The organism is Arthrobacter sp. AG1021, assembly GCF_003633665.1.
Classification (GTDB): Bacteria; Actinomycetota; Actinomycetes; order Actinomycetales; family Micrococcaceae; genus Glutamicibacter; species Glutamicibacter soli.
In genome coordinates, this window is the sequence record NZ_RBLB01000006.1 from 958,106 (window position 1) to 980,836 (window position 22,731).

The following is a 22,731-nucleotide window of genomic DNA, read 5'->3' on the forward strand; positions in this document are numbered from 1 at the left end:
CTACGCCAAGTCCACCGAATCCACGATGATCGTCATCGGCCCGGAGTTCACCAGCGACACGTTCATCATTTCCCCGAAGCGCCCCGTTTCCACATGCGCCCCGAGCTGGCGCAGGCAGCCTACGAAGTACTCGTACAGCGGTTCGCTCACCGCTCCCGGCGCGGCGGCGGACCACGAGGGGCGCCGGCCCTTGCGCACCGAGGCGTACAGCGTGAACTGGCTGATCACCAGCAGCGGCGCGTTCGTCGACTCGGCGCTGGCCTCGTCCTGGAGGATGCGCAGGCGCCAGATCTTCTCCGCGACCTTGCGCGCGGTCGCCTCGTCGTCCTCGTGGGTGACCCCGAGCAGGACCACCAGCCCCGGGGAGGGCAGTTCGCCGACGATCGATTCCTCGACCTCGACGTGGGCGGTGCTGGCGACCTGGATGACGGCGCGCATGTGATCCTTTCCAAAGCGGCGGGGTGGCGGCGCCCGGCGTGCGGGCGCAGCCTCCAGAGTATCGCTAGGCTGGGTGGGTGAGCGATTTGTTCGATGCCCTGGATGACGATGACTTTGCCGCCGCGCGCAGCGAAGGCGCAATCAATCGGCCGCGTCCGCCGCTGGCGGTGCGCATGCGCCCGCGCACCCTGGACGAGCTGGTCGGCCAGCAGCACCTGCTCGGCCCCGGCTCGCCGCTGCGCCAGCTGGCCGAGCACCCGGAAACCGGACCGGCAGGGCCCGCCAGCGTGATCCTCTACGGCCCGCCGGGCATCGGCAAAACCACCATCGCCCACGTGATCGCCCGCGCCACCGATCGCAAGTTCGTCGAGCTCTCCGCGATCACCGCAGGGGTCAAGGACGTGCGCCGGGTCATCGAGCAGGCCAAGGACGACCGCGATTTGCGCGGGGTCACCACGGTGCTGTTCCTCGACGAGATCCACCGCTTCAACAAGGCCCAGCAGGACGCCTTGCTGCCCGGGGTGGAGAACCGCGTGGTCGTGCTGGTCGCCGCCACCACCGAAAATCCCTCCTTCTCCGTCATCTCCCCGCTGCTCTCGCGCTCGCTGCTGCTGACCCTGCGCCCGCTGACCGACGCGGACCTGGCCGAGCTGGTGGACCGGGCCGTGTCCGACGAGCGCGGTTTCGACGGCCAGGTCGCACTGGATCCCGAGCAGCGCGAGGCGATCGTCCGGCTGGCCCAGGGCGATGCCCGGCGCGTGCTCACCGTGCTGGAGGCCGCCGGCGCCGTCGCCTGGAACGCCGCGGGCAAGGACGTGGCGCCGCCGGTGCAGGTCGAGGCTTCCCACGTGCACCTGGCCATGGACCAGGCCGTGCAGCGGTACGACAAGGACGGCGACCAGCACTACGACATCATCTCCGCGTTCATCAAGTCGATCCGCGGCTCGGACGTGGACGCGGCCCTGCACTACCTGGCGCGCATGCTGGCCGCGGGGGAGGACCCGCGCTTCATCGCCCGCCGCCTAATGATCTCCGCCAGCGAGGACGTCGGCATGGCCGATCCCACCGCGCTGCCGCTGGCGGTGGCCACCGCCCAGTCCGTGGCGCTGACCGGCATGCCAGAGGCGCGCATCATGCTCGGCCAAGCCACCGTGCACCTGGCCACCGCTCCGAAGTCCAACGCCTCGTACAACGCGATCAACGCCGCGCTGGCCGACGTGAACGAGGGCCGCGGCTCGCTGGTCCCCGACCATCTGCGCGACGCCCACTATCCGGGCGCCACGGCGCTGGGCCACGGCACCGGCTACCTCTACGCCCACGACGCCCCGCATTCGATCGCCTCCCAGCAGTACCTGCCCGACGACCTGCTTGGCACCAACTACTACACGCCCACCGCCAACGGGGCGGAGAAGACCATCGGCGCCAGGCTGTCCCGGCTGCGCGAGATCATCCGGGCCAAGGACCCGCGCCGCAAACGCTGAGCTCCGCCCGGCCGCGGATGTGGGGCAAACCTCACCGCGGGCGCAGGCTCATTCGTGTAAACTTGAACTTTGGCTGGCAAGCCGCATTCTCCCCGGGCGACCGGGGCCTATGCGGTTGCAGTGTTTCATCGGGACGCGACGCCCAAGCACTCTCCGTCCGGGAGGCCAGTAGACTCCGTCGCTTAAATGAAAAGGACACATCAATGGCTAATGCCCGTGCCCGCCGTACCGTGCGCCTCTCGCGCGCCCTCGGCCTTGCCCTGACCCCTAAAGCTGAAAAGTACATGGAGCGTCGTCCGTACGGTCCAGGTCAGCATGGCCGCGCCCGCAAGAAGCAGGACAGCGACTACGCAGTGCGTCTGCGCGAGAAGCAGCGTCTGCGCGCCCAGTACGGCATCCGCGAAGTACAGATGCTCAACGCCTTCAAGGAAGCCAAGCGCCTCGGCGGCCAGACCGGTGACAACCTGCTGGCTCTGCTCGAGTCCCGCCTGGATGCCCTCGTTCTGCGTGCCGGCTTCGCCCGCACCATCCAGCAGGCCCGCCAGCTGGTAGTGCACCGCCACATCCTGGTCAACGGCCAGCGCGTGGACCGCCCATCGTTCCGCGTGAAGCCGGGTCAGCTGATCCACGTTCACGAGAAGAGCGAGAAGATGGTTCCGTTCCAGATGGCCGCAGCCGGCGAGCACGCACAGGTGCTGCCAGCCGTTCCTGCCTACCTGGACGTCAAGCTGGAATCCCTCCAGGCCACCTTCCTGCGCGCTCCTGAGCGCGCCGAGATCCCGGTGACCTGCGAAGAGAACCTCGTGGTCGAGTACTACGCACGCTAAACCCGTGCGCCAGATGGCCCGCAACCGATTTCCGGTTGCGGGCCATCCGCTTAACTACCTGTTCAGGCTCACACTTCGATAAGGTGGACTGGCAGCAAAAACCCAAGCAGAAGAGGAAGCACATGTCGGGTTCGGATATCGCAGGGCTCATCGCCGCTGGAGCGTTCGTCATATTGGTGGCAATCCTCGCGGTGCCGATCATCAAGTTGGGCAAGGTGTTCGACGAGCTGCGCAACTCGATCAAGGACCTGGCAGACGGAACCACCCCGTTGATCGGCGAGGTCACCAACACCGTCGCGACCACGAACGACCAGCTCAAGAAGGTCGACGCGATCACCTCCAACGTCTCCGACGCCACCGCCAACGTCTCGGCGCTGTCCTCCCTGGTCGCCGCCACCGTCGGCAAACCGCTGATCAAGGTCGCCGCCTTCACCGAGGGCGTCAAGGCCGCGATGAACTCCAAGCCCTCAGGCAAGGCCCGCCGCAGCCGCTAACCGCAGACGACCAACTGCCTCTCAGGCAAGGAGACTAGAATGAAAAAGCTCTTGTGGGTTTCGATCGGCGTCGGCATTGGCGTGCTGGCGTCCAAAAAATACACCGAAGTTTCCTCCGGGGCGGCCCTGAACCGCCAGGTCGGCAAGTACGCCGACCGCGTCTCGGAGATCGCGCAGGCATTCAGCACCGCAATGCATGCACGCGAAGAAGAATTACGTTCCGCCCTCGGCGTGGACTCAGCTAAATGAAGGGATCATCCGTAACACGATGAAAACGCAGGAAATTGCCCGTCGATGGGTCGACTTTTTCGTCTCCAAGGGCCACACCGCCGTGCCCAGCGCCTCGCTGGTCTCGGCCGACCCGTCCTTGCTGTTCACGGTGGCCGGCATGGTCCCGTTCATCCCTTACCTGACCGCGCGCGAAGAGCCGCCGTACACTCGCGCCACCTCGGTGCAGAAGTGCATCCGCACCGGTGACATCGAAGAAGTCGGCAAGACCGTGCGCCACGGCACCTTCTTCCAGATGTGCGGCAACTTCTCCTTCGGCGACTACTTCAAGAAGGAAGCCATCCACTTCGCCTGGGAGCTGCTGACCAACAGCCTCGAGGACGGCGGCTACGGCCTGGAGAAGGACCGCCTGTGGGTCACCGTCTACGAGGACGGCGACGAGAAGGACCTCGAGGCCCGCCGCATCTGGGAAGAGGAAATCGGCCTGCCGCGCGAGCGCGTCGTCGGCACCGGCAAGGAAGACAACTACTGGAACACCGGCCAGCCCGGCCCCGGCGGCCCCTGCTCGGAGATCTACTACGACCGCGGCGCCGAGTACGGCCAGGAGGGCGGCCCGGCGGTCGACGAGACCCGCTACATCGAGATCTGGAACCTCGTGTTCATGCAGTACCAGCTCTCGGCGGTGCGCTCGAAGACCGACTTCGACGTGGCCGGCGAACTGCCCAAGCGCAACATCGACACCGGCCTGGGCCTGGAGCGCCTGGCGATGATCCTGCAGGGCGTCGAGAACATGTACGAGACCGACCAGGTCCGCCCGGTGCTGGACAAGGCCGCGGAACTCGCCGCGATCACTTACACCTCCACCGAGGATCCCGAGGATCCGAACCACGCCAACGACGTGCGCCTGCGCATGATCGCCGACCACATCCGCTCCTCGCTGATGCTGATCTCCGACGGCGTCACCCCGGGCAACGAAGGCCGCGGCTACGTGCTGCGCCGCCTGATCCGCCGCGCCGTGCGCGCCATGCGCCTGATGGGCGTGGACACCGAGGTGCTTCCCGAGCTGCTGCCGGTCTCCCGCGACGCCATGAAGGGCGTCTACCCGATCGTTGAAGAGGACTTCGAGCGCATCGCCCGCATCGCCTACGCCGAGGAGCGCGCTTTCCGCCGCACCATCGCCTCGGGCACCACCCGTCTGGACGAAGCGCTGACCCATGCCAAGGCAGAGGGCCACGACCTCTCGGGCGACGACGCGTTCGCGCTGCACGACACCTACGGCTTCCCGATCGACCTGACCTTGGAGATCGCCTCCGAGGCGGGCCTGGCGGTCGACGAGGCGCGCTTCCGCGAGCTCATGAACGAGCAGCGCACCCGCGCCCAGAAGGACGCCAAGGCCAAGAAGTCGGGCCACGCCGACCTGTCGGTGTACACCGCGCTGGCCGAGGCCGGCCATGTGCACTTCACCGGCTACGACACCCTGGCCGGCGAGTCGAAGATCCGCGGCATCATCCGCGACGGCGCCGTGGTGCCGTTCGCCGAGCAGGGCCAGGAAATCGACCTGGTGCTGGAGGAGACCCCGTTCTACGCCGAGTCCGGCGGCCAGGCCGGAGATGTCGGCCTGATCACCGGCGACGGCTTCGTGCTGGAGGTCACCGACGTGCAGGCCCCGGTCAAGGGCCTGAACGTGCACAAGGTGATCGTGCGCGAGGGCGAGCTGCCCGCCGAGGCGCTGGTGCGCACCCAGGTCGACGCGATCCGCCGCCACTCCGGCGAGCAGGCGCACTCGGCCACCCACCTGGTGCACGCCGCGTTGCGCCAGCTGCTGGGGGACACCGCCACCCAGGCCGGTTCCTTCAACAAGGCAGGCTACCTGCGCTTCGACTTCTCCTGGGCCGAGGCCCTGTCGACGTCCGCCCGCAGCGAGGTCGAAGAGGTCGTGAACCTGGCGATCGCCGCCAACCACCAGGTCGTCACCAACGAGATGGCGCTGGCCGAGGCGAAGAAGCTGGGGGCGATGAGCCTGTTCGGCGAGAAGTACTCCAACGACGTGCGCGTGGTGGAGATGAACGGCGCCTGGTCGCGCGAGCTGTGCGGCGGCACCCACGTGGACTCCACCGCCCGCATCGGCCAGCTGACCCTGCTCTCCGAGGCCTCCGTGGGCTCGGGCAACCGCCGCGTCGAGGCGCTGGTGGGCATGGAGGCGTTCCGCCACGGTGCCGCCGAGCGCGCCCTGGTCTCCGAGCTCTCGGGCCTGTTCCGCGTGCCGAGCAACCAGGTCTCCGAGCGCGTGAACGAGACCGTGGCCAAGCTGAAGGCAGCGGAGAAGCAGATTGCGGAGCTCAAGAGCGCCGCGATGCTCGCGCAGTCCGCGCAGCTGCTGGAGAAGGTCGTCACCATCGGCGCCACCCGCCTGCTGGCGCACAACGCCGGCGCGGTCGATTCGGCCGATGCACTGCGCACCATGGCCCTTGACCTGCGCGGCAAGCTGGGTTCGGACGCCGCGGTGATCGTGCTGATCGGCGTGTCCAACGGTCGCCCGCTGGTGCTCGCGGTGACCAACGAGGAAGCCCGCGCCAACGGCTTCAAGGCCGGCGCGCTGGTGCGCACCGCCACCGGCGTGCTCGGCGGCGGCGGCGGCGGCAAGGACGACATGGCCCAGGGCGGCGGGCAGGATGCTTCGCGCATCGACGACGCCCTGGACGCGATCCGCGCGGCGCTGGCCAATGGCTAGCATCGCGCTCGGCGTCGACGTGGGCCTGGCCCGCGTCGGCGTCGCCGTCTCCGACCCCTCGGGCTTGCTCGCCACCCCGGTGATGACGCTGCGCCGCGACGCGAAGAAGAACTCCGACCGCCGCCTGCTGCTGCGCATGATCGTGGACCGCGGTGTGTCCGAGGTCTACATCGGCGAACCCAAGGCCCTGTCCGGGAACGCCACGGAATCCACCAAAATGGCACGTGACTACGCCATTGCCTTGGTCGAAGAGGCAAATGCGGCTAGCATCGAGGTTGAGGTTTTCCTGGTCGACGAGCGCCTGAGCAGCGTCAGCGCCCACCGTGCGCTGCATGCCTCAGGCAAGAAGATGGCTTCGCACCGCGAGGTCGTCGACCAGGCCGCCGCGATCGAGATCCTGCAGCAGGTGCTGGACATGCGACGCAACAGCGTGCGTGTGCAGGCAAGCCGCGTGGTGCTGAAGTAGCGCCCGAACCCGGCAACCCGGGAACCCACCGGAGAAAAGAGAGTTGATGCGAGAGACGACCCGCGCCGAACGGCAGCGCGCCACCCAACGGGCGCTGTACGAGCGTTTCGCCGCGGGCTCGTCCTCGCATCCGGACCCTCTCGCCGCCCCCTCCGCGCCGGAGCTGACCGGGCTGGGCTACTACCAGCTGCAGCCGGTCGACCCGGAAACTTCCGGCACCGCGGGTGCCTCCGGCGCCCAGCCGGCCACCGAGTACATTCCAGTCGCCGCGCCCGCCGAGGGCCAGGCGGCAGACCCCGAACAGCAGCCGCGCAACGAGCAGTCCTACGACGACTACGCCGGGGGTTCGGCGCCCGCCGCGGACCTGGTCGGGGAACCGCTGGACGCGCAGGCCGAGGCCGGCAAGAAGCAGCGCCGCAAGCGCACCAAACGCCGCCGCAACTTGGTGATGCTCGCCGTGGTGCTGGTGTTCGCGCTGGTAGTCGCCGGCTCGGTGCTGACCGTGAAGTCAGTGCTCAAGCAGTTCAACCCGGACGACTACCCCGGCCCCGGCGGGGAAGCGGTTGAATTCACCGTCGAGGACGGCTGGGGTGTGCAGGTCATCTCCCGCAAGCTCGAGGAGCTGGACGTCGTCTCCAGCGACAAGCTCTTCGCCCAGGCCGTGGAGCAGTCCACCGCGCCCAGCAAGGTCATCCACCCGGGCAACTACCTGCTCAAGAAGCAGATGCGCGCCGCGGACGCCGCCGGCGAGCTCATCAACAACAAGCCGGACAAGGTCTTCTACGTCGCGCTGAAGGCGAACCTTCGGATGCCGGCGGCGCTGGAGGAGATCGCCAAGGGCTCGGGCCTGGAACTGGCCGAGCTGACCAAGCTCGCCGCGCAGCCCCAGAAGTTCGGCCTGCCCGCCGAGGTGAAGAACCTCGAAGGCTGGCTGCACCCGGGCGAATACCGCTTCGCGCTGGACACCAGCGCGCAGAAGGTGCTGCAGTCGCTGGTCGACGCGACCAAGAAGTCGCTGAAGGCCGCCGGTGAGCCCGACCTGTCCAAGGGCTACCGCGCCCTGAAGGTCGCCTCGATCATGCAGGCCGAGGCCACCGTAAACGACTACCCAGCCGTCGCCGGCGCGATCGAGAACCGCCTGCACAAGGACAACACCGAAACCCACGGGCTGCTGCAGGTCGACTCCGCGGTGATCTACGGGCTGGACCGCTACACCCTGCAGTTCAGCGCCGAGGAGCGCGCGGACAAGTCCAACGCGTACAACACCTACGTGCACCCCGGGCTGCCGCCCACCCCCATCGGCTCGCCCAGCAACGACGCGATCAAGGCCGCGGTGAACCCCGCGCCGAACGACTACTACTACTGGGTCACGGTCAATACGCAGACCGGCGAAACCAAGTTCGCCGCCACCTACGCCGAGCACCAGCAGAACCAGGCCGAATTCCGCGCCTGGTGCGCCGCGAACGCCGACGTCTGCCAATAACCCCTCCAAGCGGCCCCGCTGCCCGCCGCGCCCCCGCGCGCACCGGGCCCGGGGCAGAAAGATCCGGGACACGCCATGGTGCACCCAGCGCAGCCGCCGCAGGACAAGCCGCAGGACAACCAGCCGATCCAGCCGCTGCAGGCAGCCGTGCTGGGCAAACCCATCGGGCATTCCAAGTCGCCGGTGCTGCACCGCGCGGCCTATGAGCTGCTCGGCGCGCCCGTGCGCTACGAGGCGATCGAGCTGGACCCCGCGCAGGCCGCCGAGCACATCGCCCGCGTGCGCGCCGGGGGATGGGCCGGCTGCTCGGTGACCATGCCGCTGAAGGACGTGTTCGTGCCCTACATGGACGAGCTCTCCGACCGCGTGGCCCGGCTCGGCGCGCTGAACACCATCGTCGTGCGCGAGGACGGGACCCTGTTCGGGCAGAACACCGACGTGGACGGGCTGGTGCTCGCGCTGGCGGACTTCGGGCTCACGCGCTGCGAGCAGCCCACGATCCTCGGGTCGGGCAATACCGCGCTGGCCGCCATCGAGGCCTGCGCCGAGCTCGGCGCCCGGCGGCTGAAGCTGATCGTGCGCGACGCCTCCCGAGCGAACCGCGCCACCGCCCTGGCCAGCTCGCTGGGCATCGAGCCGCAGGTGCTGGAGATCTCCGCACTGGACGGCCAGGCGGTCGAGCAGGACGAGCTGGTGTTCAGCACCCTGCCTCCGCGCGCCGCGGACGGCTGGATTCACAAGCTCGGCCCCGGCGCCGGCATCCTGCTGGATGTCGCCTATGATCCGTGGCCCTCGGCACTCGCCTCGTCCTGGGGCGGAACCATCATTTCCGGGCTGCACATGCTGGTGCACCAGGCGGTCGAGCAGGCCCGGGCCTTCAGCCGCATCGACTTCGATCAGGCGCAGCGCGAGAACGTCACAAATGCGATGTATGACTCCCTGGGGCTTCATCGACACGGTTAATGCGTGCAGGTCATGGCAAAATGGTGGACATGTTGCGTTGGTTGACCGCGGGCGAATCTCATGGCCCCGCCCTTGTAGGAATTCTTGAAGGTCTGCCCGCCGGAGTCTCGGTGGACAGTGAAGCAGTGCGCGATGCCCTCGCGCGCCGGCGCCTCGGCTATGGCCGCGGCGCCCGGATGAAGTTTGAAAAGGACCAGGTCACCTTCCTCGGCGGCGTGCGCCACGGCAAGACCCAGGGCGGCCCGATCGCGATCGAGATCGGCAACACCGAATGGCCCAAGTGGCAGAAGGTGATGAGCGCCGATCCGGTCGACCTGGACGAGCTGGCTTCGATGGCCCGCAACGCGCCGCTGACCCGCCCGCGCCCGGGGCACGCCGATTTCACCGGCATGCAGAAGTACGGCTTCGACGACGCCCGCCCGGTGCTCGAGCGCGCCAGCGCCCGCGAAACCGCGGCCCGCGTCGCCCTGGGTGAGGTGGCCTCCCGCTTCCTGGCCGACCTGGGCATCCAGCTCGTCTCCCACACCACCGCCGTCGGCGCGGTGTCCGCACCGCAGGACGCTGCCCTGCCCACCGCCGCGGACGTCGCGGCCCTGGACGACGATCCGCTGCGCTGCTTCGATAAGGAGACCTCCGCCGCGATGGTGGCCGAGGTCGACGACGCGCACAAGGCGGGGGAGACCCTCGGCGGCGTGGTCGAGGTGCTCGCCTACCACCTGCCCCCGGGCATCGGCTCCTACGTGCACTGGGACCGCCGCTTGGACGCGCGCCTGGCCGGGGCCCTGATGGGCATCCAGGCCATCAAGGGCGTGGAAGTCGGCGACGGCTTCGCCACCGCTGCCCGGCGCGGCTCCGCGGCCCACGATGAGATCGTGCGCGGCGACGACGGCACCATCCGGCGCGCCTCGAACCGCGCCGGCGGCATCGAGGGCGGCATGAGCATCGGCGAGGTGCTGCGCGTGCGCGCGGCCATGAAACCGATCGCCACCGTCCCGCGCGCCCTGCGCACCGTGGACACCGCCACCGGCGAGGACGCCACCGCGCACCACCAGCGTTCGGACGTCTGCGCCGTGCCGGCCGCCGGTGTCGTCGCCGAGGCCATGGTCGCCCTGGTGCTGGCCCAGTCGCTGCTGGAGAAGTTCGGCGGCGATTCGGTGACCGAGACCAAGCGCAACATCGACACCTACCTGGCCAGCATCCCGGACAGCCTGGAATCGACTGGCGTCTAGGCGCGCCCGAGGAACAACAACCGCATGATCTACCTCATTGGCCCGATGGCCAGCGGCAAGTCCACCGTGGGCAAGTCGCTGGCCGCCGCGCTGTCGCTGCCCTTCGTGGACACCGACGAGCTCATCGTCGCCGCCCACGGCTCCATCGCCTCCATCTTCGCCGCCCACGGCGAGCAGCGCTTCCGCGACCTGGAAGAGGAAACCCTGGCGGGCGTCCCCGAGGGCGTCATCGCCACCGGGGGAGGCGCGGTGCTGCGCGAGTCGAACCGCAAGGTCCTGGCCGGCGGCACCGTGGTCTACCTGGAGATGACCGCCGACGGCGCCGCCGCGCGCATCAAGGGCGACTCCACCCGTCCGCTTCTGGCAGGTGATCAGGCACTCAACGCCTGGAAGACGCTGCTGGCGGCCCGCAAGGACATTTACGAATCAATCGCTGACGTGCGCGTATTGGTCGACGGCAAGCCAGTTCTACAAATTGTCGAAGAGATCGCGGCCCGACTTGGGCGTATGTGATTAGTGCCACGAGATGGCATATCTGCCCGTGTGCAGGGCTACGCTTGAAAAATCAGCACCATCAGGAGGTTTTAAACTGATGCCTTTAGCACCAACCACACTGCAGGTCACCGGAACCACCCCGGCGGAATCCTATCCCGTCCTGGTCGGCACCGGATTGCTGGCCCAGCTGCCCGAGCTGCTCGGGCCCGCAGTCAAGAAGGTCCTGGTGATCCACCCCCGCGCGCTTCGGGCCACCGGCGACGTGGTGCGTGACGACCTGGCCAAGGCCGGCCTCGAAGCGCTGACCGCGGAGATCCCGGATGCCGAAGAGGGCAAGCACATCCAGGTCGCCTCCTTCTGCTGGGAAGTCCTGGGCAAGAACGACTTCACCCGCTCCGACGCCATCGTCTCGGTAGGCGGCGGCGCCGTCACCGACGTCGCCGGCTTCGTGGCAGCCACCTGGCTGCGCGGCGTGAAGGTCGTCCACATCCCGACCTCGCTGCTGGCCATGGTCGACGCCGCCGTGGGCGGCAAGACCGGCATCAACACCGCCGAGGGCAAGAACCTCGTCGGCGCCTTCCATCCGCCGGCCGCCGTGCTGGCCGATCTGGATGCGCTGGCCACCTTGCCGAAGAACGAACTTGTCACCGGCATGGCCGAGATCGTGAAGACCGGCTTCATCGCCGACGAGCGCATCCTGGAACTCATCGAAGAGGACCCCCAGGACGCGATCGACCCTTCCAGCGAGCGCCTGCGCGAGCTGATCGAACGCACCATCGCGGTGAAGGCCGAGGTGGTCTCCCGCGACCTGAAGGAATCGGGCGACCGCGAATTCCTGAACTACGGCCACACCCTGGCCCACGCCATCGAGCTGGCCGAGCGCTACCAGATGCGCCATGGCGCAGCGGTCTCCATCGGCCTGTGCTTCGCCGCGGAGCTGGGCCGCTCGGTGGGCTACACCTCCGACGCGGTCGCCGACCGCCACCAGAGCATACTGAAATCCCTGGGGCTGCCGACCACCTACCGCAACGACCGCTGGGCTTCGCTGCTGGACGGCATGAAGCGCGACAAGAAGGCGCGCGGCAGCCAGCTGCGCTTCGTGGTGCTGGAGGACATCGGCCGTCCACGCATCTACGAAGTGCCGGACAGTTCGCTGCTCTTCGCGGCCTACCAGGAAATCGGGGAATAAGCATGGGCGACTACACCGCATACGCCATCGACGTCGCATCGGTGAACCGCGAGGGCGTCGGCACCTCGATCAACGGCGTGTTGATCGATCCTGAAACTCTCAAGCCGTACATCGCCGACGCGGAAGCCGCCGAGCAGCAGATGCAGGTCGGTTCGCCGACCGACCGGGTCGTCATCCTGCTGGCCCGCGGCGAACTAGCCGCGGCCGGCGAGCTGATCGCCGAATCGCGCCTGCTGGATCCGACGAACGCCCATTTGCGTGTGCTGGACACCGAGCTGACCCGCATGCAGGGCAACTTCGACCGCGCGATCAACCGTCTGCGCAAGCTGGCCGAGGAGTTCGCCGGCACCTTCTACGAGCCGCTGATGCACCAGCACCTCGGTTTCAGCTTCTTCGCGAAGGGCGACTACAAGGCCGCCGCGACCCGTTTCCGCAAGGCCATGGAGCAGCGCATCGCCATGAACGACGACGCCTACCTGGTCAACGCCTCGAGCACCTGCCTGCAGATCGCCGAGGAACGCGCCGCAGCGTAGCCGCCAGTGCCCCGAACGGGCGCTGCGCGGTCGCGCGTAATGCGCGCCACCGCACGAACACACGCCAGCGGGCCCCTGATGGGGTAAACTGGTCAATGGATTTTTGACAATGCCGGCCCTGCGCAGGCGAAAATAGAGGATTGAGGAACCGTGGCGGATACAACCGACATCAAAAACGGCCAGGTCATCAAGATCGACGGCCAGCTGTGGACCATCATCGACTTCCAGCACGTGAAGCCGGGCAAGGGCGGCGCGTTCGTCCGCACCAAGATGCGCAACGTCATCTCGGGCAAGGTTCTGGACAAGACCTACAATGCCGGCACCAAGATCGAGCTGGCCACCGTCGACCGCCGCGACTACCAGTACCTCTACCAGGACGGCGAAGACTTCGTCTTCATGAACCTGGACGACTACGACCAGATCACCGTCGCCGGCGCCACCGTGGGCGACGCCGCAGGCTACATGCTGGAAAACCAGGAACTGACCATCGCCATGCACGACGGCAGCCCGCTGTACCTGGAACTGCCTGCCTCCGTGGTCCTGGAGATCACCTACACCGAGCCGGGCCTGCAGGGCGACCGCTCCTCGGCCGGCACCAAGCCAGCCACCCTGGAAACCGGCAAGGAGATCCAGGTGCCGCTGTTCGTCGAGCAGAACACCAAGGTCAAGGTCGACACCCGCACCGGCGACTACCTGGGTCGTGTCAACTAGTGCGAGCCCGAGCCAAAGCCCGACGCCGCGCCCTCGAATTCCTCTTTGAGGCCGAGGCGCGCGATGTTGACCCCATCAAGGTGGCCATCGCACGCCGCGAGAACTCCGACATCAGCCTGAACGAGTACTCGATGACCCTGCTTGAAGGGGTCATGGCGCATCTGGACCGCATTGACGAGGTGCTGGAAAGCTATGTCAAGGACTGGACCATCGACCGCATGCCCGCCGTCGACCGTGCGGCCCTGCGCATCGGCGTCTGGGAACTGCTTTACAACGACGACGTGCCCGACGCGGTTGCCGTGTCCGAGGCGGTCATCAACGTTCGCGAGCTGTCCACCGACGAGTCGCCTGAATTCGTCAACGGCGTTCTGGGCCGCATCCAGAGCGTCAAGGACACCCTGATCGACTAGCACTCCGCACGTCTTCACGCCGCAGCCTGAACCCCCGTTCCCGGGGGTTCGGGCTGCGGCTTTTTCATGCCCTGTCGCTGCCTGGACGCTAGCGCACGGCAGCGCTGGAACGCACCGCCGGGCATGTGGTGAATGCGACAACAGCCCCCGGCACTGCGCTGAATCCTGCAGGTTGCCCGGGATTGCGCGAGGGTTGGCGGCGCCGCCTTGCGACGCCGTGGCGCAATTCACGCCGTATTCACCCTCATGCATACCCTTGCGCTCGAGAATCGGTCTTCACCCGTGATAATTTGAAGTAGCAATATTCCTTTAAGACCGTCCCGTGAGGCGGAGAAGGGAGAGGTGCACAGCATGAATGAAAATTCAGCGTCGGACGGTGCCCGTACGGTTCTTACCGGGGACGACATCGAACGTGTACTGACCCGCGTGGCCTTCGAGATCATCGAGGCCAACAAAGGCATCGAGGACCTCGTTCTCCTAGGCATCCCGCGCCGCGGCTTCCCGTTAGCCCAGCGCCTGGCGGCCCGCATCGCGGCTTCCGCCGACACCCCCATCGATCCGGCATCCTTGGTCGGACAGCTCGACATCACCCTGTACCGCGATGACCTGCGTCATTCAACCACCCGCACCCCAGAGCCCACGAAGCTGCCCGCCGGCGGCATCGACGGCAAGGTCGTGGTGCTGGTGGACGACGTGCTCTACTCCGGCCGGACCATCCGCGCCGCCCTGGACGCCCTGTCCGACTGGGGCCGCCCGCGCATCGTGCGCCTGGCCGTGCTGGTGGACCGCGGACACCGCGAACTTCCCATCCGCGCCGACCACGTGGGCAAGAACCTGCCCACCGCGAAGAGCGAGAAGGTGCGCGTGCACCTGGAAGAGATCGACGGAACCAATGAAGTGATGATCGAGGCTGCTGAATGAAACACCTGCTATCGACCGCCGACCTCTCGCGCGAGGAAGCGGTCAAGATCCTCGACATCGCCGGCGAGATGCGCGAAGCCGGAACCCGCGTGGTCAAGAAGCTCCCGGCCCTGCGCGGGCGCACTGTGGTGAACCTGTTTTTCGAGGACTCCACCCGCACCCGCATCTCCTTCGAGGCGGCCGCCAAGCGGCTGAGCGCGGACGTCATCAACTTCTCCGCCAAGGGCTCCTCGGTGTCCAAGGGCGAGTCGCTGAAGGACACCGCGCAGACGCTGCTGGCCATCGGCGCCGACGCCGTGGTCATCCGCCACCCGGACTCCGGAGCCCCGGCCCGCCTGGCCGCCACCGACTGGATCGACCTGCCGATCATCAACGCCGGCGACGGCACCCACGAGCACCCGACCCAGGCGCTGCTGGACGCGTTCACGCTGCGCCGCCAGCTGGCCCTGCGCGGCGGGGTCTCCGCCACCGGGCTCGGCCTGGACGGGCTGAAGGTCGCGATCGTCGGAGACATCCTGCATAGCCGCGTGGCCCGCTCGAACCTCTGGCTGCTGAACACCCTGGGCGCCTCGGTGACCATGGTCGCCCCGCCGACCCTGCTGCCCGTGGGCGCCGAGTCCTGGCCGTGCACCATCAGCTACGACCTGGACCAGGTCATCGCCGAGGGTGTTGACGCGCTGATGATGCTGCGTGTGCAGGGCGAGCGCATGAGGGCCGCCTACTTCCCGAACCCGCGCGAATACTCGCGCTACTGGGGGCTGGACGACGCCCGCCTGGGCACGCTGGACGCGGCCGGCGCCGAAACGCTGATCATGCACCCGGGCCCGATGAACCGCGGCTTGGAGATCTCCTCCGCGGCGGCCGATTCCCCCCGCTCCACCGTGCTCGATCAGGTCACCAACGGTGTGGCCGTGCGCATGGCAAGCCTCTACATGCTCCTCTCCGGCGACCTGATCTAAGGAAGAACCCATGAACTACCTCATTCAACAGGCCTCCATCCTGGGCGGCGAGCCCCAGGACGTGCTCATCGCCGACGGGCGCATCGCCCAGCTCGGCTCCATCGCGCCGGCGGACTGCGTGCAGGTCGTCGACGGCCGCGGTCTGGTGCTGCTACCCGGCATGGTCGACCCGCACACCCACCTGCGCGAACCCGGCCGCGAAGACGCCGAGACCGTGGAAACCGGCACCCGCGCCGCCGCCAAGGGCGGCTACACCGCGGTGCATGCGATGGCCAACTCGACCCCAGTGGCCGACACCGCCGGCGTCGTCGAGCAGGTCTACGAGCTGGGCCGCAAGGCCGGCTGGGTGGACGTGCGCCCGGTGGGCGCTGTCACCGTCGGGCTGGAAGGCAAGCAGCTGAGCGAGATCGGCGCCATGGCCGATTCCCGCGCCCAGGTCAAGATGTTCTCCGACGACGGCATCTGCGTCTCGGACCCGCTGCTGATGCGCCGCGCGCTGGAGTACGTGAAGGCCTTCGACGGCGTCATCGCCCAGCATGCCCAGGAGCCCCGCCTGACCGACGGCGCCCAGATGAACGAGGGCGAAGTCTCCTCGGTGCTGGGCCTGCCCGGCTGGCCTGCCGTGGCGGAGGAGTCGATCATCGCCCGCGACGTGCTGCTGGCCGAGCACGTCGGCGCCCGCCTGCACGTGTGCCACGTGTCCACCGCCGGCTCGGTGGAGATCATCCGCTGGGCCAAGGCGCGCGGCATCCAGGTCACCGCCGAGGTCACCCCCCACCATCTGCTGCTCACCGACGAGAAGGTGCGCACCTTCGACCCGGTCTTCAAGGTCAACCCGCCGCTGCGCCGCGAGGAAGACGTGATGGCGCTACGCGCAGCGGTCGCCGACGGCACCATCGACGTGATCGGCACCGACCACGCGCCGCACCCTGCCGAATCCAAGGAATGCGAGTGGGCAGCGGCCGCCATGGGCATGACCGGGCTGGAGACCGCGCTGTCCATCGTGCAGCACGCCCTGGTTGACACCGGGCTGCTGTCCTGGGCAGACGTCGCCCGCATCACCTCGACCACCCCGGCGCAGATCGGCCGCGTCGCGGACCAGGGCCGCCCGATCGCCGTGGGCGAGCCTGCAAACCTGGTGCTCGTGGATCCGGCCGCGCGCTGGATCGTGGATCCGTACGCGATGGCCACCAAGGGCCGCAACTCGCCGTTCGCCGGCATGGAACTGCCTGGCAGCGTGCGCGCGACCTTCTTCCACGGCCACCCCACGGTGCTCGACGGCCAGCTGGCCACCCCGAGGCCTGCCGATGCCTAGGGAAGCCATCGTGCCGGTGCTCATCACGGTGCTGGTCATCGTCGGCGCCTGCGCGCTGATCCTTCTCGGTTGGCGCAACCTCAAAGCCCGGCAGGCGAACGTGCCCGAGCCCTTCGAGCCCTTCGCCGACAAGGTCGACCACGAGTTCTCCGGGATGTACGTGGCCACCACGAAGTACGAGGACTGGCTGGAGCGCATCGCGGTGCACGATCTGGGGGTCCGCAGCAATGCGCAGCTGCAGCTCGGCGCCGCGGGCCTGCACCTGGTCCGCCCCGGCACCCGGGACCTCCACGTCCCGTGGAGCGCCTTCGAGAAGGTCAGCCGTTCCTCCGGCATGATCGGGAAGTTCGTCGAGAAGAACGGCCTGATCGTGATCAGCTGGGAGAAGGACGGCTTCGCCTTCGACACCGGCTTCCGCCCCCGGTTCGCCGAGGACACCCCCAAGATTTATCAGTTGCTGGCGTCGCACCACCGCGGCGCAGCCGAGCAGGAGACAAACAAGTGAATTCCCTGAGCAACCTACCCGCAGTGCTGGTCCTCGAAGATGGCCGCATCTTCCGCGGCCGCAGCTACGGCAAGATCGGCACCGCGCTGGGCGAGGCAGTGTTCACCACCGGCATGACCGGCTACCAGGAGACGCTGACCGACCCGTCCTACGCGCACCAGATCATCACCCAGACCTTCCCGCACGTGGGAAACACCGGGGTGAACGACGAGGACAACGAGTCCAAGCGCATGTGGGCCGCCGGCTACGTGGTCCGCGAGGCCAGCCGACGCCCGAGCAACTGGCGCTCGGAGCGCACCCTGGAAGACGACCTGCTCAGCAACGGGATCGTCGGCATCCGCGGGGTCGACACTCGTGCGCTGACCCGCCACCTGCGTGACGCCGGCGCCATGAAGTCCGGCATCTTCTCCGGCGACGCGGCCGCGGCATCCGAGGCCGACCTCATCGCGCAGGTCACCGCGCAGCCGCCGATGGCAGGGCGCAACATCTCCGCCGAGGTTTCCACCGATGAGGCCTACGTCGTCGAACCGGCCGACCACGGCTATGAGGGCCAGGCCAAGCACACCGTCGCCGCCATCGACCTGGGCATGAAGTCGATGACCCCGCACCGCCTGGCCGAGCGCGGCCTGCGCGTGCACGTGCTGCCGTACAACGCCACCCTCGAGGACATCAAGGCCACCGGGGCCACCGGCGTGTTCTTCTCCAACGGCCCGGGCGACCCCGCCGCGGCCGCCGCGCAGGTCGAGCTGGTGCGCTCGGTGCTCGACGCGGGCATCCCGTACTTCGGCATCTGCTTCGGCAACCAGATGCTCGGCCGCGCGCTGGGCCTGGAAACCTACAAGCTGCGCTTCGGCCACCGCGGCATCAACCAGCCGGTGATGGACAAGGCCACCGGCCGCGTGGAAATCACCAGCCAGAACCACGGCTTCGCCGTCGACGCCCCGATCGAAGGCAGCTTCACCGCCCCGATCGAGCGCTACGGCAAGGTCGAGGTCTCCCACTTCTCCCTGAACGACCAGGTCGTCGAGGGCCTGAGCTGCCTCGACATCCCTGCGTTCTCCGTGCAGTACCACCCAGAGGCAGCCTCCGGCCCGCACGATGCCGCCTACCTCTTTGACCGTTTCGTCTCCGCCATGGATTCCGCCGCAGAAAAGGACGCCAAGTAATGCCTAAGCGCACCGATCTCAACTCAGTTCTCGTCATCGGTTCGGGTCCAATCGTCATTGGCCAGGCCGCCGAGTTCGACTACTCCGGCACCCAGGCGCTGCGCGTGCTGAAGGAGGAGGGCCTGCGGGTCATCCTGGTCAACTCCAACCCCGCCACCATCATGACCGACCCGGAATTCGCCGACGCCACCTACGTCGAGCCGATCACCCCGGAGGTCGTTGAGAAGATCATCGCCAAGGAGCGCCCCGACGCGATCCTGCCGACCCTGGGCGGGCAGACCGCGCTGAACACCGCCATCGCGCTGGACAAGTCCGGCGCCTTGGAGAAGTACAACGTCGAGCTGATCGGCGCGAACATCGAAGCCATCGAGCTGGGCGAGGACCGCGAGAAGTTCAAGGGCGTCGTTGAGCGCTGCGGCGCCGAATCGGCCCGCTCGGTTATCGTGCACACCCTTGACGAGGCCTTCGCCGCCGTCGAGGAGCTGAACTACCCGGTCGTCGTGCGCCCGTCCTTCACCATGGGCGGCCTGGGCTCGGGCATGGCGTACAACGCCGAGGACCTGACCCGCATCGCCGGCGCCGGCCTGCAGTACTCGCCGACCACCGAGGTGCTCCTGGAGGAGTCGATCCTCGGCTGGAAGGAGTACGAGCTGGAGATGATGCGCGACAAGAACGACAACGTCGTGGTCGTCTGCTCCATCGAGAACTTCGATCCCGTCGGCGTGCACACCGGCGACTCCATCACCGTGGCCCCTGCGATGACCCTGACCGACCGCGAGTACCAGAACCTGCGCGACATCTCCATCGCCGTGATCCGCGAGGTGGGCGTGGACACCGGCGGCTGCAACATCCAGTTCGCCATCGAGCCCGACACCGGACGCGTGGTGGTCATCGAGATGAACCCGCGTGTGTCGCGTTCCTCCGCGCTGGCCTCCAAGGCCACCGGCTTCGCCATCGCGAAGATCGCCACCAAGCTCTCCCTGGGCTACACCCTGGACGAGATCCCGAACGACATCACCCAGAAGACCCCGGCCTCCTTCGAGCCGGCGCTGGACTACGTCGTCGTCAAGGTGCCGCGCTTCGCGTTCGAGAAGTTCCCGGCCGCCGACGCCACCCTGACCACCACCATGAAGTCCGTCGGCGAGGCCATGGCCCTGGGCCGCAACTTCACCGAGGCGCTGCAGAAGGCCCTGCGCTCCCTGGAGCAGAAGGGCAGCGAGCTGTCCTTCGAGCCGATCGACGCCGACGAGCTTGACTCGGTCATGAAGCACATCGAGAAGGGCTCCACCGAGCGCATGTCCCTGGTGCAGCGCGCGCTGCTGTCGGGCAAGAGCGTCGAGGAGCTGTTCGAGGCCACCGGCATCGACCCGTGGTACCTGGACCAGCTGGCGCTGATCAACGAGACCGCCGCGATGATCGCGCAGAACAAGGACCTGGGCGAGGACGTGCTGCGCGAGGCCAAGCGCCACGGCTTCTCCGACGCGCAGATCGCCAAGCTCACCGGCAAGTCCGAGGCAGTGGTGCGCGGCGTGCGCCATGCGCTGGGCGTGCGCCCGGTCTACAAGACCGTCGACACCTGCGCCGCCGAGTTCGAGGCCTTCACCCCCTACATGTACTCCTCCTACGACGAGGAGACCGAGCTGGTCGCGCACGAGAAGAAGTCCGTGATCATCCTGGGCTCCGGCCCGAACCGCATCGGCCAAGGCATCGAGTTCGACTACTCCTGCGTCCACGCGGTGATGGCGCTGCGTGCCGAGGGCTACGAGACCGTCATGGTCAACTGCAACCCGGAAACCGTCTCCACCGACTACGACATCTCCGACCGCCTGTACTTCGAGCCGCTGACGCTGGAAGACGTGCTGGAGATCATCCACGCGGAAGAGGAGACCGGCGGCGTGCTGGGCGTGTTCGTGCAGCTGGGCGGGCAGACCCCGCTGAAGCTGGCAGCAGAGCTGAAGGAGGCCGGCGTGAACATCCTGGGCACCTCCCCGGAAGCCATCGACCTGGCCGAGCACCGCGGCGCCTTCCAGCGCGTGCTGGACAACTCCGGGCTGATCGCCCCCAAGAACGGCACCGCAGTGTCCTTCCCTGAGGCCAAGGCCATCGCGGACTCGATCGGCTACCCGGTCCTGGTGCGCCCGAGCTACGTGCTGGGCGGCCGCGGCATGGAAATCGTCTACGACGAGGCCTCGCTGGAGCGCTACATCGCCAACGCCACCGAGATCACCGTGGACCACCCGGTCCTGGTCGACCGCTTCCTGGAAGACGCCATCGAGATCGACGTCGACGCCCTGTTCGACGGCACCGACCTCTACGTCGGCGGCATCATGGAGCACATCGAGGAGGCCGGCATCCACTCGGGCGACTCGGCCTGCACCCTGCCTCCGATCACCCTGGGCCCTGACGTGCGCGCCCGCGTGAAGGAAGCAACCCGCGCCATCGCCGAGGGCGTGGGCGTGCGCGGCCTGATCAACATCCAGTTCGCGCTGGCCTCCGACATCCTCTACGTGATCGAGGCGAACCCGCGCGCCTCGCGCACCGTGCCGTTCACCTCCAAGGCCACGGGCGTGCAGCTGGCCAAGGTCGCGGCGCTGATCGGCGTGGGCAAGACCCTGGCCGACCTGCGCGGCAGCTACCTGCCTGCCGAGGGCGACGGTGCGAACCTGCCGGACTCGGCACCAATCGCGGTCAAGGAAGCGGTCATGCCGTTCGCCCGCTTCCGCACCCCGGAGGGCAAGGTCGTCGACTCGCTGCTCGGCCCTGAGATGCGCTCCACCGGCGAGGTCATGGGCATCGACAAGTACTTCGACACCGCCTTCGCCAAGTCGCAGGCCGCGGCGAACAACCCGCTGCCGACCAGCGGCAAGGTCTTCGTCTCGGTCACCAACCGCGACAAGCGCTCGATCGTGATGCCGGTCAAGCACCTGGCCGACCGCGGTTTCGAGATCATCTCCACCGGCGGCACCGCCGAGGTGCTGCGCCGCAACGGCATCCCGACCCAGATCGTGGGCAAGCTGCACGAGGGCGGTGAGTCGATCGTCGACCTCATCCAGGCTGGCGAGATCGGGCTGATCCTGAACACCCCGTCGGGTTCCGATGCCCGCGGCGACGGATACGAGATCCGCGCTGCAGCCACCAGCGTCGGCACCCCGGTGATCACCACCGTGGCGGAGTTCGGCGCGGCCGTCCAGGCCATCGACGCCCTGCGCGAATACGCCTGGGACGTCACCAGCCTGCAGGAGCACGAAACCGCACTGGAAGCAGCGCGCAATGCCTAGTCCGGTGCCATTCGGGACCCGCCTTCGGGCGGCCATGGACTCCAGCGGACCGCTGTGCGTGGGCATCGACCCGCACCCGGGGCTGCTGGAGGCCTGGGGACTGCCGAACACGGCCGAGGGCGTGCGCGTGTTTTCGCTCACTGTGGTGGAGGCGATGACCGGCGTGGCCGCCATCCTGAAACCGCAGGTGGCCTTGTACGAGCGCTTCGGTTCGGCCGGCTTCGCGGCGTTGGAGGAGACCCTCCAGGCCGCGAAGGCTGCCAACCTGCTGACGCTGGCCGACGCCAAGCGCGGGGACATCGGCTCCACCATGGCAGCCTACGCGACCGCCTGGCTGGACGATTCCTCGCCGCTGGCCTCGGACGCCGTGACCCTGAGCCCGTACCTGGGCTACGAGTCACTGCGCCCCGCCATCGACCTGGCTGCGGCCACCGGCAGGGGAGTGTTCGTGCTGGGGCTGACCTCCAACCCGGAGGGCCCTTCGGTGCAGCATGTCGGCGGTGATAAGTCAGTTGCTAAATCAATCATCGAGCAGGTCAGCGTGGAAAATGCAGATGCCGAAGATTTGGGGCATGTCGGCTTGGTGGTCGGTGCGACCATCGGCGACGCACCCGCGAAACTTGGCATTGACCTGAGCGCTTCCAAGGCTCCGCTGCTTACCCCGGGCCTCGGCGCCCAGGGGGCGACGGCGCAGGACATCGCAACGGCGTTCGCCTCCAGCTACCGCCAGGTACTGGGGACCAGCAGCCGCGACATCCTGAAGGCAGGCCCGGACGTGAACGAGCTTCGAGACAAGGCGCGCAGCGTGCGCGACGAACTGCTCGCAGCGAAGTAGCGACAACTAAATATGCGACCCAATCGCGTTGTGGCCGATAGAGTTTCTACTGGCCACAACGCGATTAGTCTTGC

Annotated in this window: 22 protein-coding genes; 21 read left to right on the forward strand and 1 reads right to left on the reverse strand. The window is 67.8% G+C overall.

All coding sequences use genetic code 11. From position 1 onward, the window contains the following. Positions 1–438: a D-aminoacyl-tRNA deacylase gene (gene dtd, locus DFO58_RS04695; protein ID WP_120989410.1), complete on the reverse strand. Its 438-nt coding sequence runs from the start codon at positions 436–438 to the stop codon at positions 1–3. 98 nt (positions 439–536) lie between these two features. Here dtd and DFO58_RS04700 point away from each other — a divergent pair, with 98 nt between their 5' ends. The 21 genes from DFO58_RS04700 to pyrF all read left to right on the forward strand — a co-directional run bounded on the left by DFO58_RS04700 (position 537) and on the right by pyrF (position 22,657). Further along, a complete protein-coding gene (locus DFO58_RS04700; RefSeq protein ID WP_053799407.1) occupies positions 537–1,919 on the forward strand; it encodes a replication-associated recombination protein A in 1,383 nt (460 codons plus the stop codon). Between the two features lie 203 nt (positions 1,920–2,122). After that, positions 2,123–2,746 carry a 30S ribosomal protein S4 gene (gene rpsD / locus DFO58_RS04705; RefSeq protein ID WP_047119187.1) on the forward strand — a complete coding sequence of 208 codons (624 nt, stop codon included), beginning with the start codon at positions 2,123–2,125 and terminating at the stop codon, positions 2,744–2,746. Positions 2,747–2,868: 122 nt separating this feature from the next. Beyond that, on the forward strand, positions 2,869–3,240 hold the full coding sequence (locus tag DFO58_RS04710; protein ID WP_047119186.1) for a DUF948 domain-containing protein: 372 nt from the start codon (positions 2,869–2,871) through the stop codon (positions 3,238–3,240). A gap of 39 nt (positions 3,241–3,279) precedes the next feature. After that, a complete protein-coding gene (locus DFO58_RS04715; protein ID WP_047119185.1) occupies positions 3,280–3,489 on the forward strand; it encodes a hypothetical protein in 210 nt (69 codons plus the stop codon). Between the two features lie 19 nt (positions 3,490–3,508). Next, positions 3,509–6,199, forward strand: a complete 2,691-nt coding sequence (gene alaS / locus DFO58_RS04720; RefSeq protein WP_047119184.1) for an alanine--tRNA ligase — start codon at positions 3,509–3,511, stop codon at positions 6,197–6,199. After that, a complete protein-coding gene (gene ruvX, locus DFO58_RS04725; protein WP_047119183.1) occupies positions 6,192–6,665 on the forward strand; it encodes a Holliday junction resolvase RuvX in 474 nt (157 codons plus the stop codon). Before alaS ends, ruvX begins: the two co-directional genes overlap by 8 nt. Positions 6,666–6,711: 46 nt before the next feature. Continuing rightward, positions 6,712–8,148 carry an endolytic transglycosylase MltG gene (mltG, locus tag DFO58_RS04730; RefSeq protein WP_053798116.1) on the forward strand — a complete coding sequence of 479 codons (1,437 nt, stop codon included), beginning with the start codon at positions 6,712–6,714 and terminating at the stop codon, positions 8,146–8,148. A 75-nt stretch (positions 8,149–8,223) separates the two neighbouring features. Further along, complete coding sequence (locus DFO58_RS04735) at positions 8,224–9,111, forward strand: shikimate dehydrogenase (protein WP_052772374.1); 888 nt, start codon at positions 8,224–8,226, stop codon at positions 9,109–9,111. A 29-nt stretch (positions 9,112–9,140) separates the two neighbouring features. Next, a complete protein-coding gene (gene aroC / locus DFO58_RS04740; RefSeq protein ID WP_120989554.1) occupies positions 9,141–10,340 on the forward strand; it encodes a chorismate synthase in 1,200 nt (399 codons plus the stop codon). Positions 10,341–10,364: 24 nt separating this feature from the next. Continuing rightward, on the forward strand, positions 10,365–10,853 hold the full coding sequence (locus tag DFO58_RS04745) for a shikimate kinase (protein ID WP_053798115.1): 489 nt from the start codon (positions 10,365–10,367) through the stop codon (positions 10,851–10,853). Positions 10,854–10,932: 79 nt separating this feature from the next. Next, positions 10,933–12,024 carry a 3-dehydroquinate synthase gene (aroB, locus tag DFO58_RS04750; RefSeq protein WP_120989411.1) on the forward strand — a complete coding sequence of 364 codons (1,092 nt, stop codon included), beginning with the start codon at positions 10,933–10,935 and terminating at the stop codon, positions 12,022–12,024. 2 nt (positions 12,025–12,026) lie between these two features. Then, the gene (locus DFO58_RS04755) at positions 12,027–12,557 is read left to right on the forward strand and encodes a hypothetical protein (RefSeq protein WP_113606281.1); all 531 of its coding nucleotides are present in this window, start codon (positions 12,027–12,029) and stop codon (positions 12,555–12,557) included. 150 nt (positions 12,558–12,707) lie between these two features. Continuing rightward, positions 12,708–13,268, forward strand: a complete 561-nt coding sequence (gene efp, locus DFO58_RS04760) for an elongation factor P (RefSeq protein ID WP_047119180.1) — start codon at positions 12,708–12,710, stop codon at positions 13,266–13,268. Continuing rightward, a complete protein-coding gene (gene nusB / locus DFO58_RS04765) occupies positions 13,268–13,678 on the forward strand; it encodes a transcription antitermination factor NusB (RefSeq protein WP_047119179.1) in 411 nt (136 codons plus the stop codon). Before efp ends, nusB begins: the two co-directional genes overlap by 1 nt. A 351-nt stretch (positions 13,679–14,029) precedes the next feature. Next, a complete protein-coding gene (gene pyrR, locus DFO58_RS04770) occupies positions 14,030–14,599 on the forward strand; it encodes a bifunctional pyr operon transcriptional regulator/uracil phosphoribosyltransferase PyrR (RefSeq protein WP_047119178.1) in 570 nt (189 codons plus the stop codon). Next, a complete protein-coding gene (locus tag DFO58_RS04775; protein ID WP_053798114.1) occupies positions 14,596–15,558 on the forward strand; it encodes an aspartate carbamoyltransferase catalytic subunit in 963 nt (320 codons plus the stop codon). The genes pyrR and DFO58_RS04775 overlap by 4 nt, the downstream gene beginning before the upstream one ends. A gap of 10 nt (positions 15,559–15,568) precedes the next feature. Beyond that, positions 15,569–16,873 carry a dihydroorotase gene (locus tag DFO58_RS04780; RefSeq protein WP_120989412.1) on the forward strand — a complete coding sequence of 435 codons (1,305 nt, stop codon included), beginning with the start codon at positions 15,569–15,571 and terminating at the stop codon, positions 16,871–16,873. Beyond that, positions 16,866–17,378 (forward strand): hypothetical protein, encoded by a 513-nt coding sequence (locus tag DFO58_RS04785; RefSeq protein WP_047119175.1) that lies wholly within the window; start codon positions 16,866–16,868, stop codon positions 17,376–17,378. The genes DFO58_RS04780 and DFO58_RS04785 overlap by 8 nt, the downstream gene beginning before the upstream one ends. Next, positions 17,375–18,544: a glutamine-hydrolyzing carbamoyl-phosphate synthase small subunit gene (gene carA / locus DFO58_RS04790; protein WP_047119174.1), complete on the forward strand. Its 1,170-nt coding sequence runs from the start codon at positions 17,375–17,377 to the stop codon at positions 18,542–18,544. The genes DFO58_RS04785 and carA overlap by 4 nt, the downstream gene beginning before the upstream one ends. Beyond that, positions 18,544–21,822: a carbamoyl-phosphate synthase large subunit gene (carB, locus tag DFO58_RS04795; protein ID WP_053798110.1), complete on the forward strand. Its 3,279-nt coding sequence runs from the start codon at positions 18,544–18,546 to the stop codon at positions 21,820–21,822. The genes carA and carB overlap by 1 nt, the downstream gene beginning before the upstream one ends. Further along, the gene (pyrF, locus tag DFO58_RS04800) at positions 21,815–22,657 is read left to right on the forward strand and encodes an orotidine-5'-phosphate decarboxylase (protein ID WP_120989413.1); all 843 of its coding nucleotides are present in this window, start codon (positions 21,815–21,817) and stop codon (positions 22,655–22,657) included. The genes carB and pyrF overlap by 8 nt, the downstream gene beginning before the upstream one ends. The last annotated feature ends 74 nt before the right edge of the window (positions 22,658–22,731 follow it).

Coding starts and splice junctions, on each gene's coding strand:
- dtd (WP_120989410.1), bottom strand. CDS start 438: ATGCGCGCCGTCATCCAGGTCGCCAGCACCGCCCACGTCGAGGTCGAG.
- rpsD (WP_047119187.1), top strand. CDS start 2,123: ATGGCTAATGCCCGTGCCCGCCGTACCGTGCGCCTCTCGCGCGCCCTC.
- DFO58_RS04710 (WP_047119186.1), top strand. CDS start 2,869: ATGTCGGGTTCGGATATCGCAGGGCTCATCGCCGCTGGAGCGTTCGTC.
- DFO58_RS04715 (WP_047119185.1), top strand. CDS start 3,280: ATGAAAAAGCTCTTGTGGGTTTCGATCGGCGTCGGCATTGGCGTGCTG.
- alaS (WP_047119184.1), top strand. CDS start 3,509: ATGAAAACGCAGGAAATTGCCCGTCGATGGGTCGACTTTTTCGTCTCC.
- ruvX (WP_047119183.1), top strand. CDS start 6,192: ATGGCTAGCATCGCGCTCGGCGTCGACGTGGGCCTGGCCCGCGTCGGC.
- mltG (WP_053798116.1), top strand. CDS start 6,712: ATGCGAGAGACGACCCGCGCCGAACGGCAGCGCGCCACCCAACGGGCG.
- DFO58_RS04735 (WP_052772374.1), top strand. CDS start 8,224: ATGGTGCACCCAGCGCAGCCGCCGCAGGACAAGCCGCAGGACAACCAG.
- aroC (WP_120989554.1), top strand. CDS start 9,141: ATGTTGCGTTGGTTGACCGCGGGCGAATCTCATGGCCCCGCCCTTGTA.
- DFO58_RS04745 (WP_053798115.1), top strand. CDS start 10,365: ATGATCTACCTCATTGGCCCGATGGCCAGCGGCAAGTCCACCGTGGGC.
- aroB (WP_120989411.1), top strand. CDS start 10,933: ATGCCTTTAGCACCAACCACACTGCAGGTCACCGGAACCACCCCGGCG.
- DFO58_RS04755 (WP_113606281.1), top strand. CDS start 12,027: ATGGGCGACTACACCGCATACGCCATCGACGTCGCATCGGTGAACCGC.
- pyrR (WP_047119178.1), top strand. CDS start 14,030: ATGAATGAAAATTCAGCGTCGGACGGTGCCCGTACGGTTCTTACCGGG.
- DFO58_RS04775 (WP_053798114.1), top strand. CDS start 14,596: ATGAAACACCTGCTATCGACCGCCGACCTCTCGCGCGAGGAAGCGGTC.
- DFO58_RS04780 (WP_120989412.1), top strand. CDS start 15,569: ATGAACTACCTCATTCAACAGGCCTCCATCCTGGGCGGCGAGCCCCAG.
- DFO58_RS04785 (WP_047119175.1), top strand. CDS start 16,866: ATGCCTAGGGAAGCCATCGTGCCGGTGCTCATCACGGTGCTGGTCATC.
- carB (WP_053798110.1), top strand. CDS start 18,544: ATGCCTAAGCGCACCGATCTCAACTCAGTTCTCGTCATCGGTTCGGGT.
- pyrF (WP_120989413.1), top strand. CDS start 21,815: ATGCCTAGTCCGGTGCCATTCGGGACCCGCCTTCGGGCGGCCATGGAC.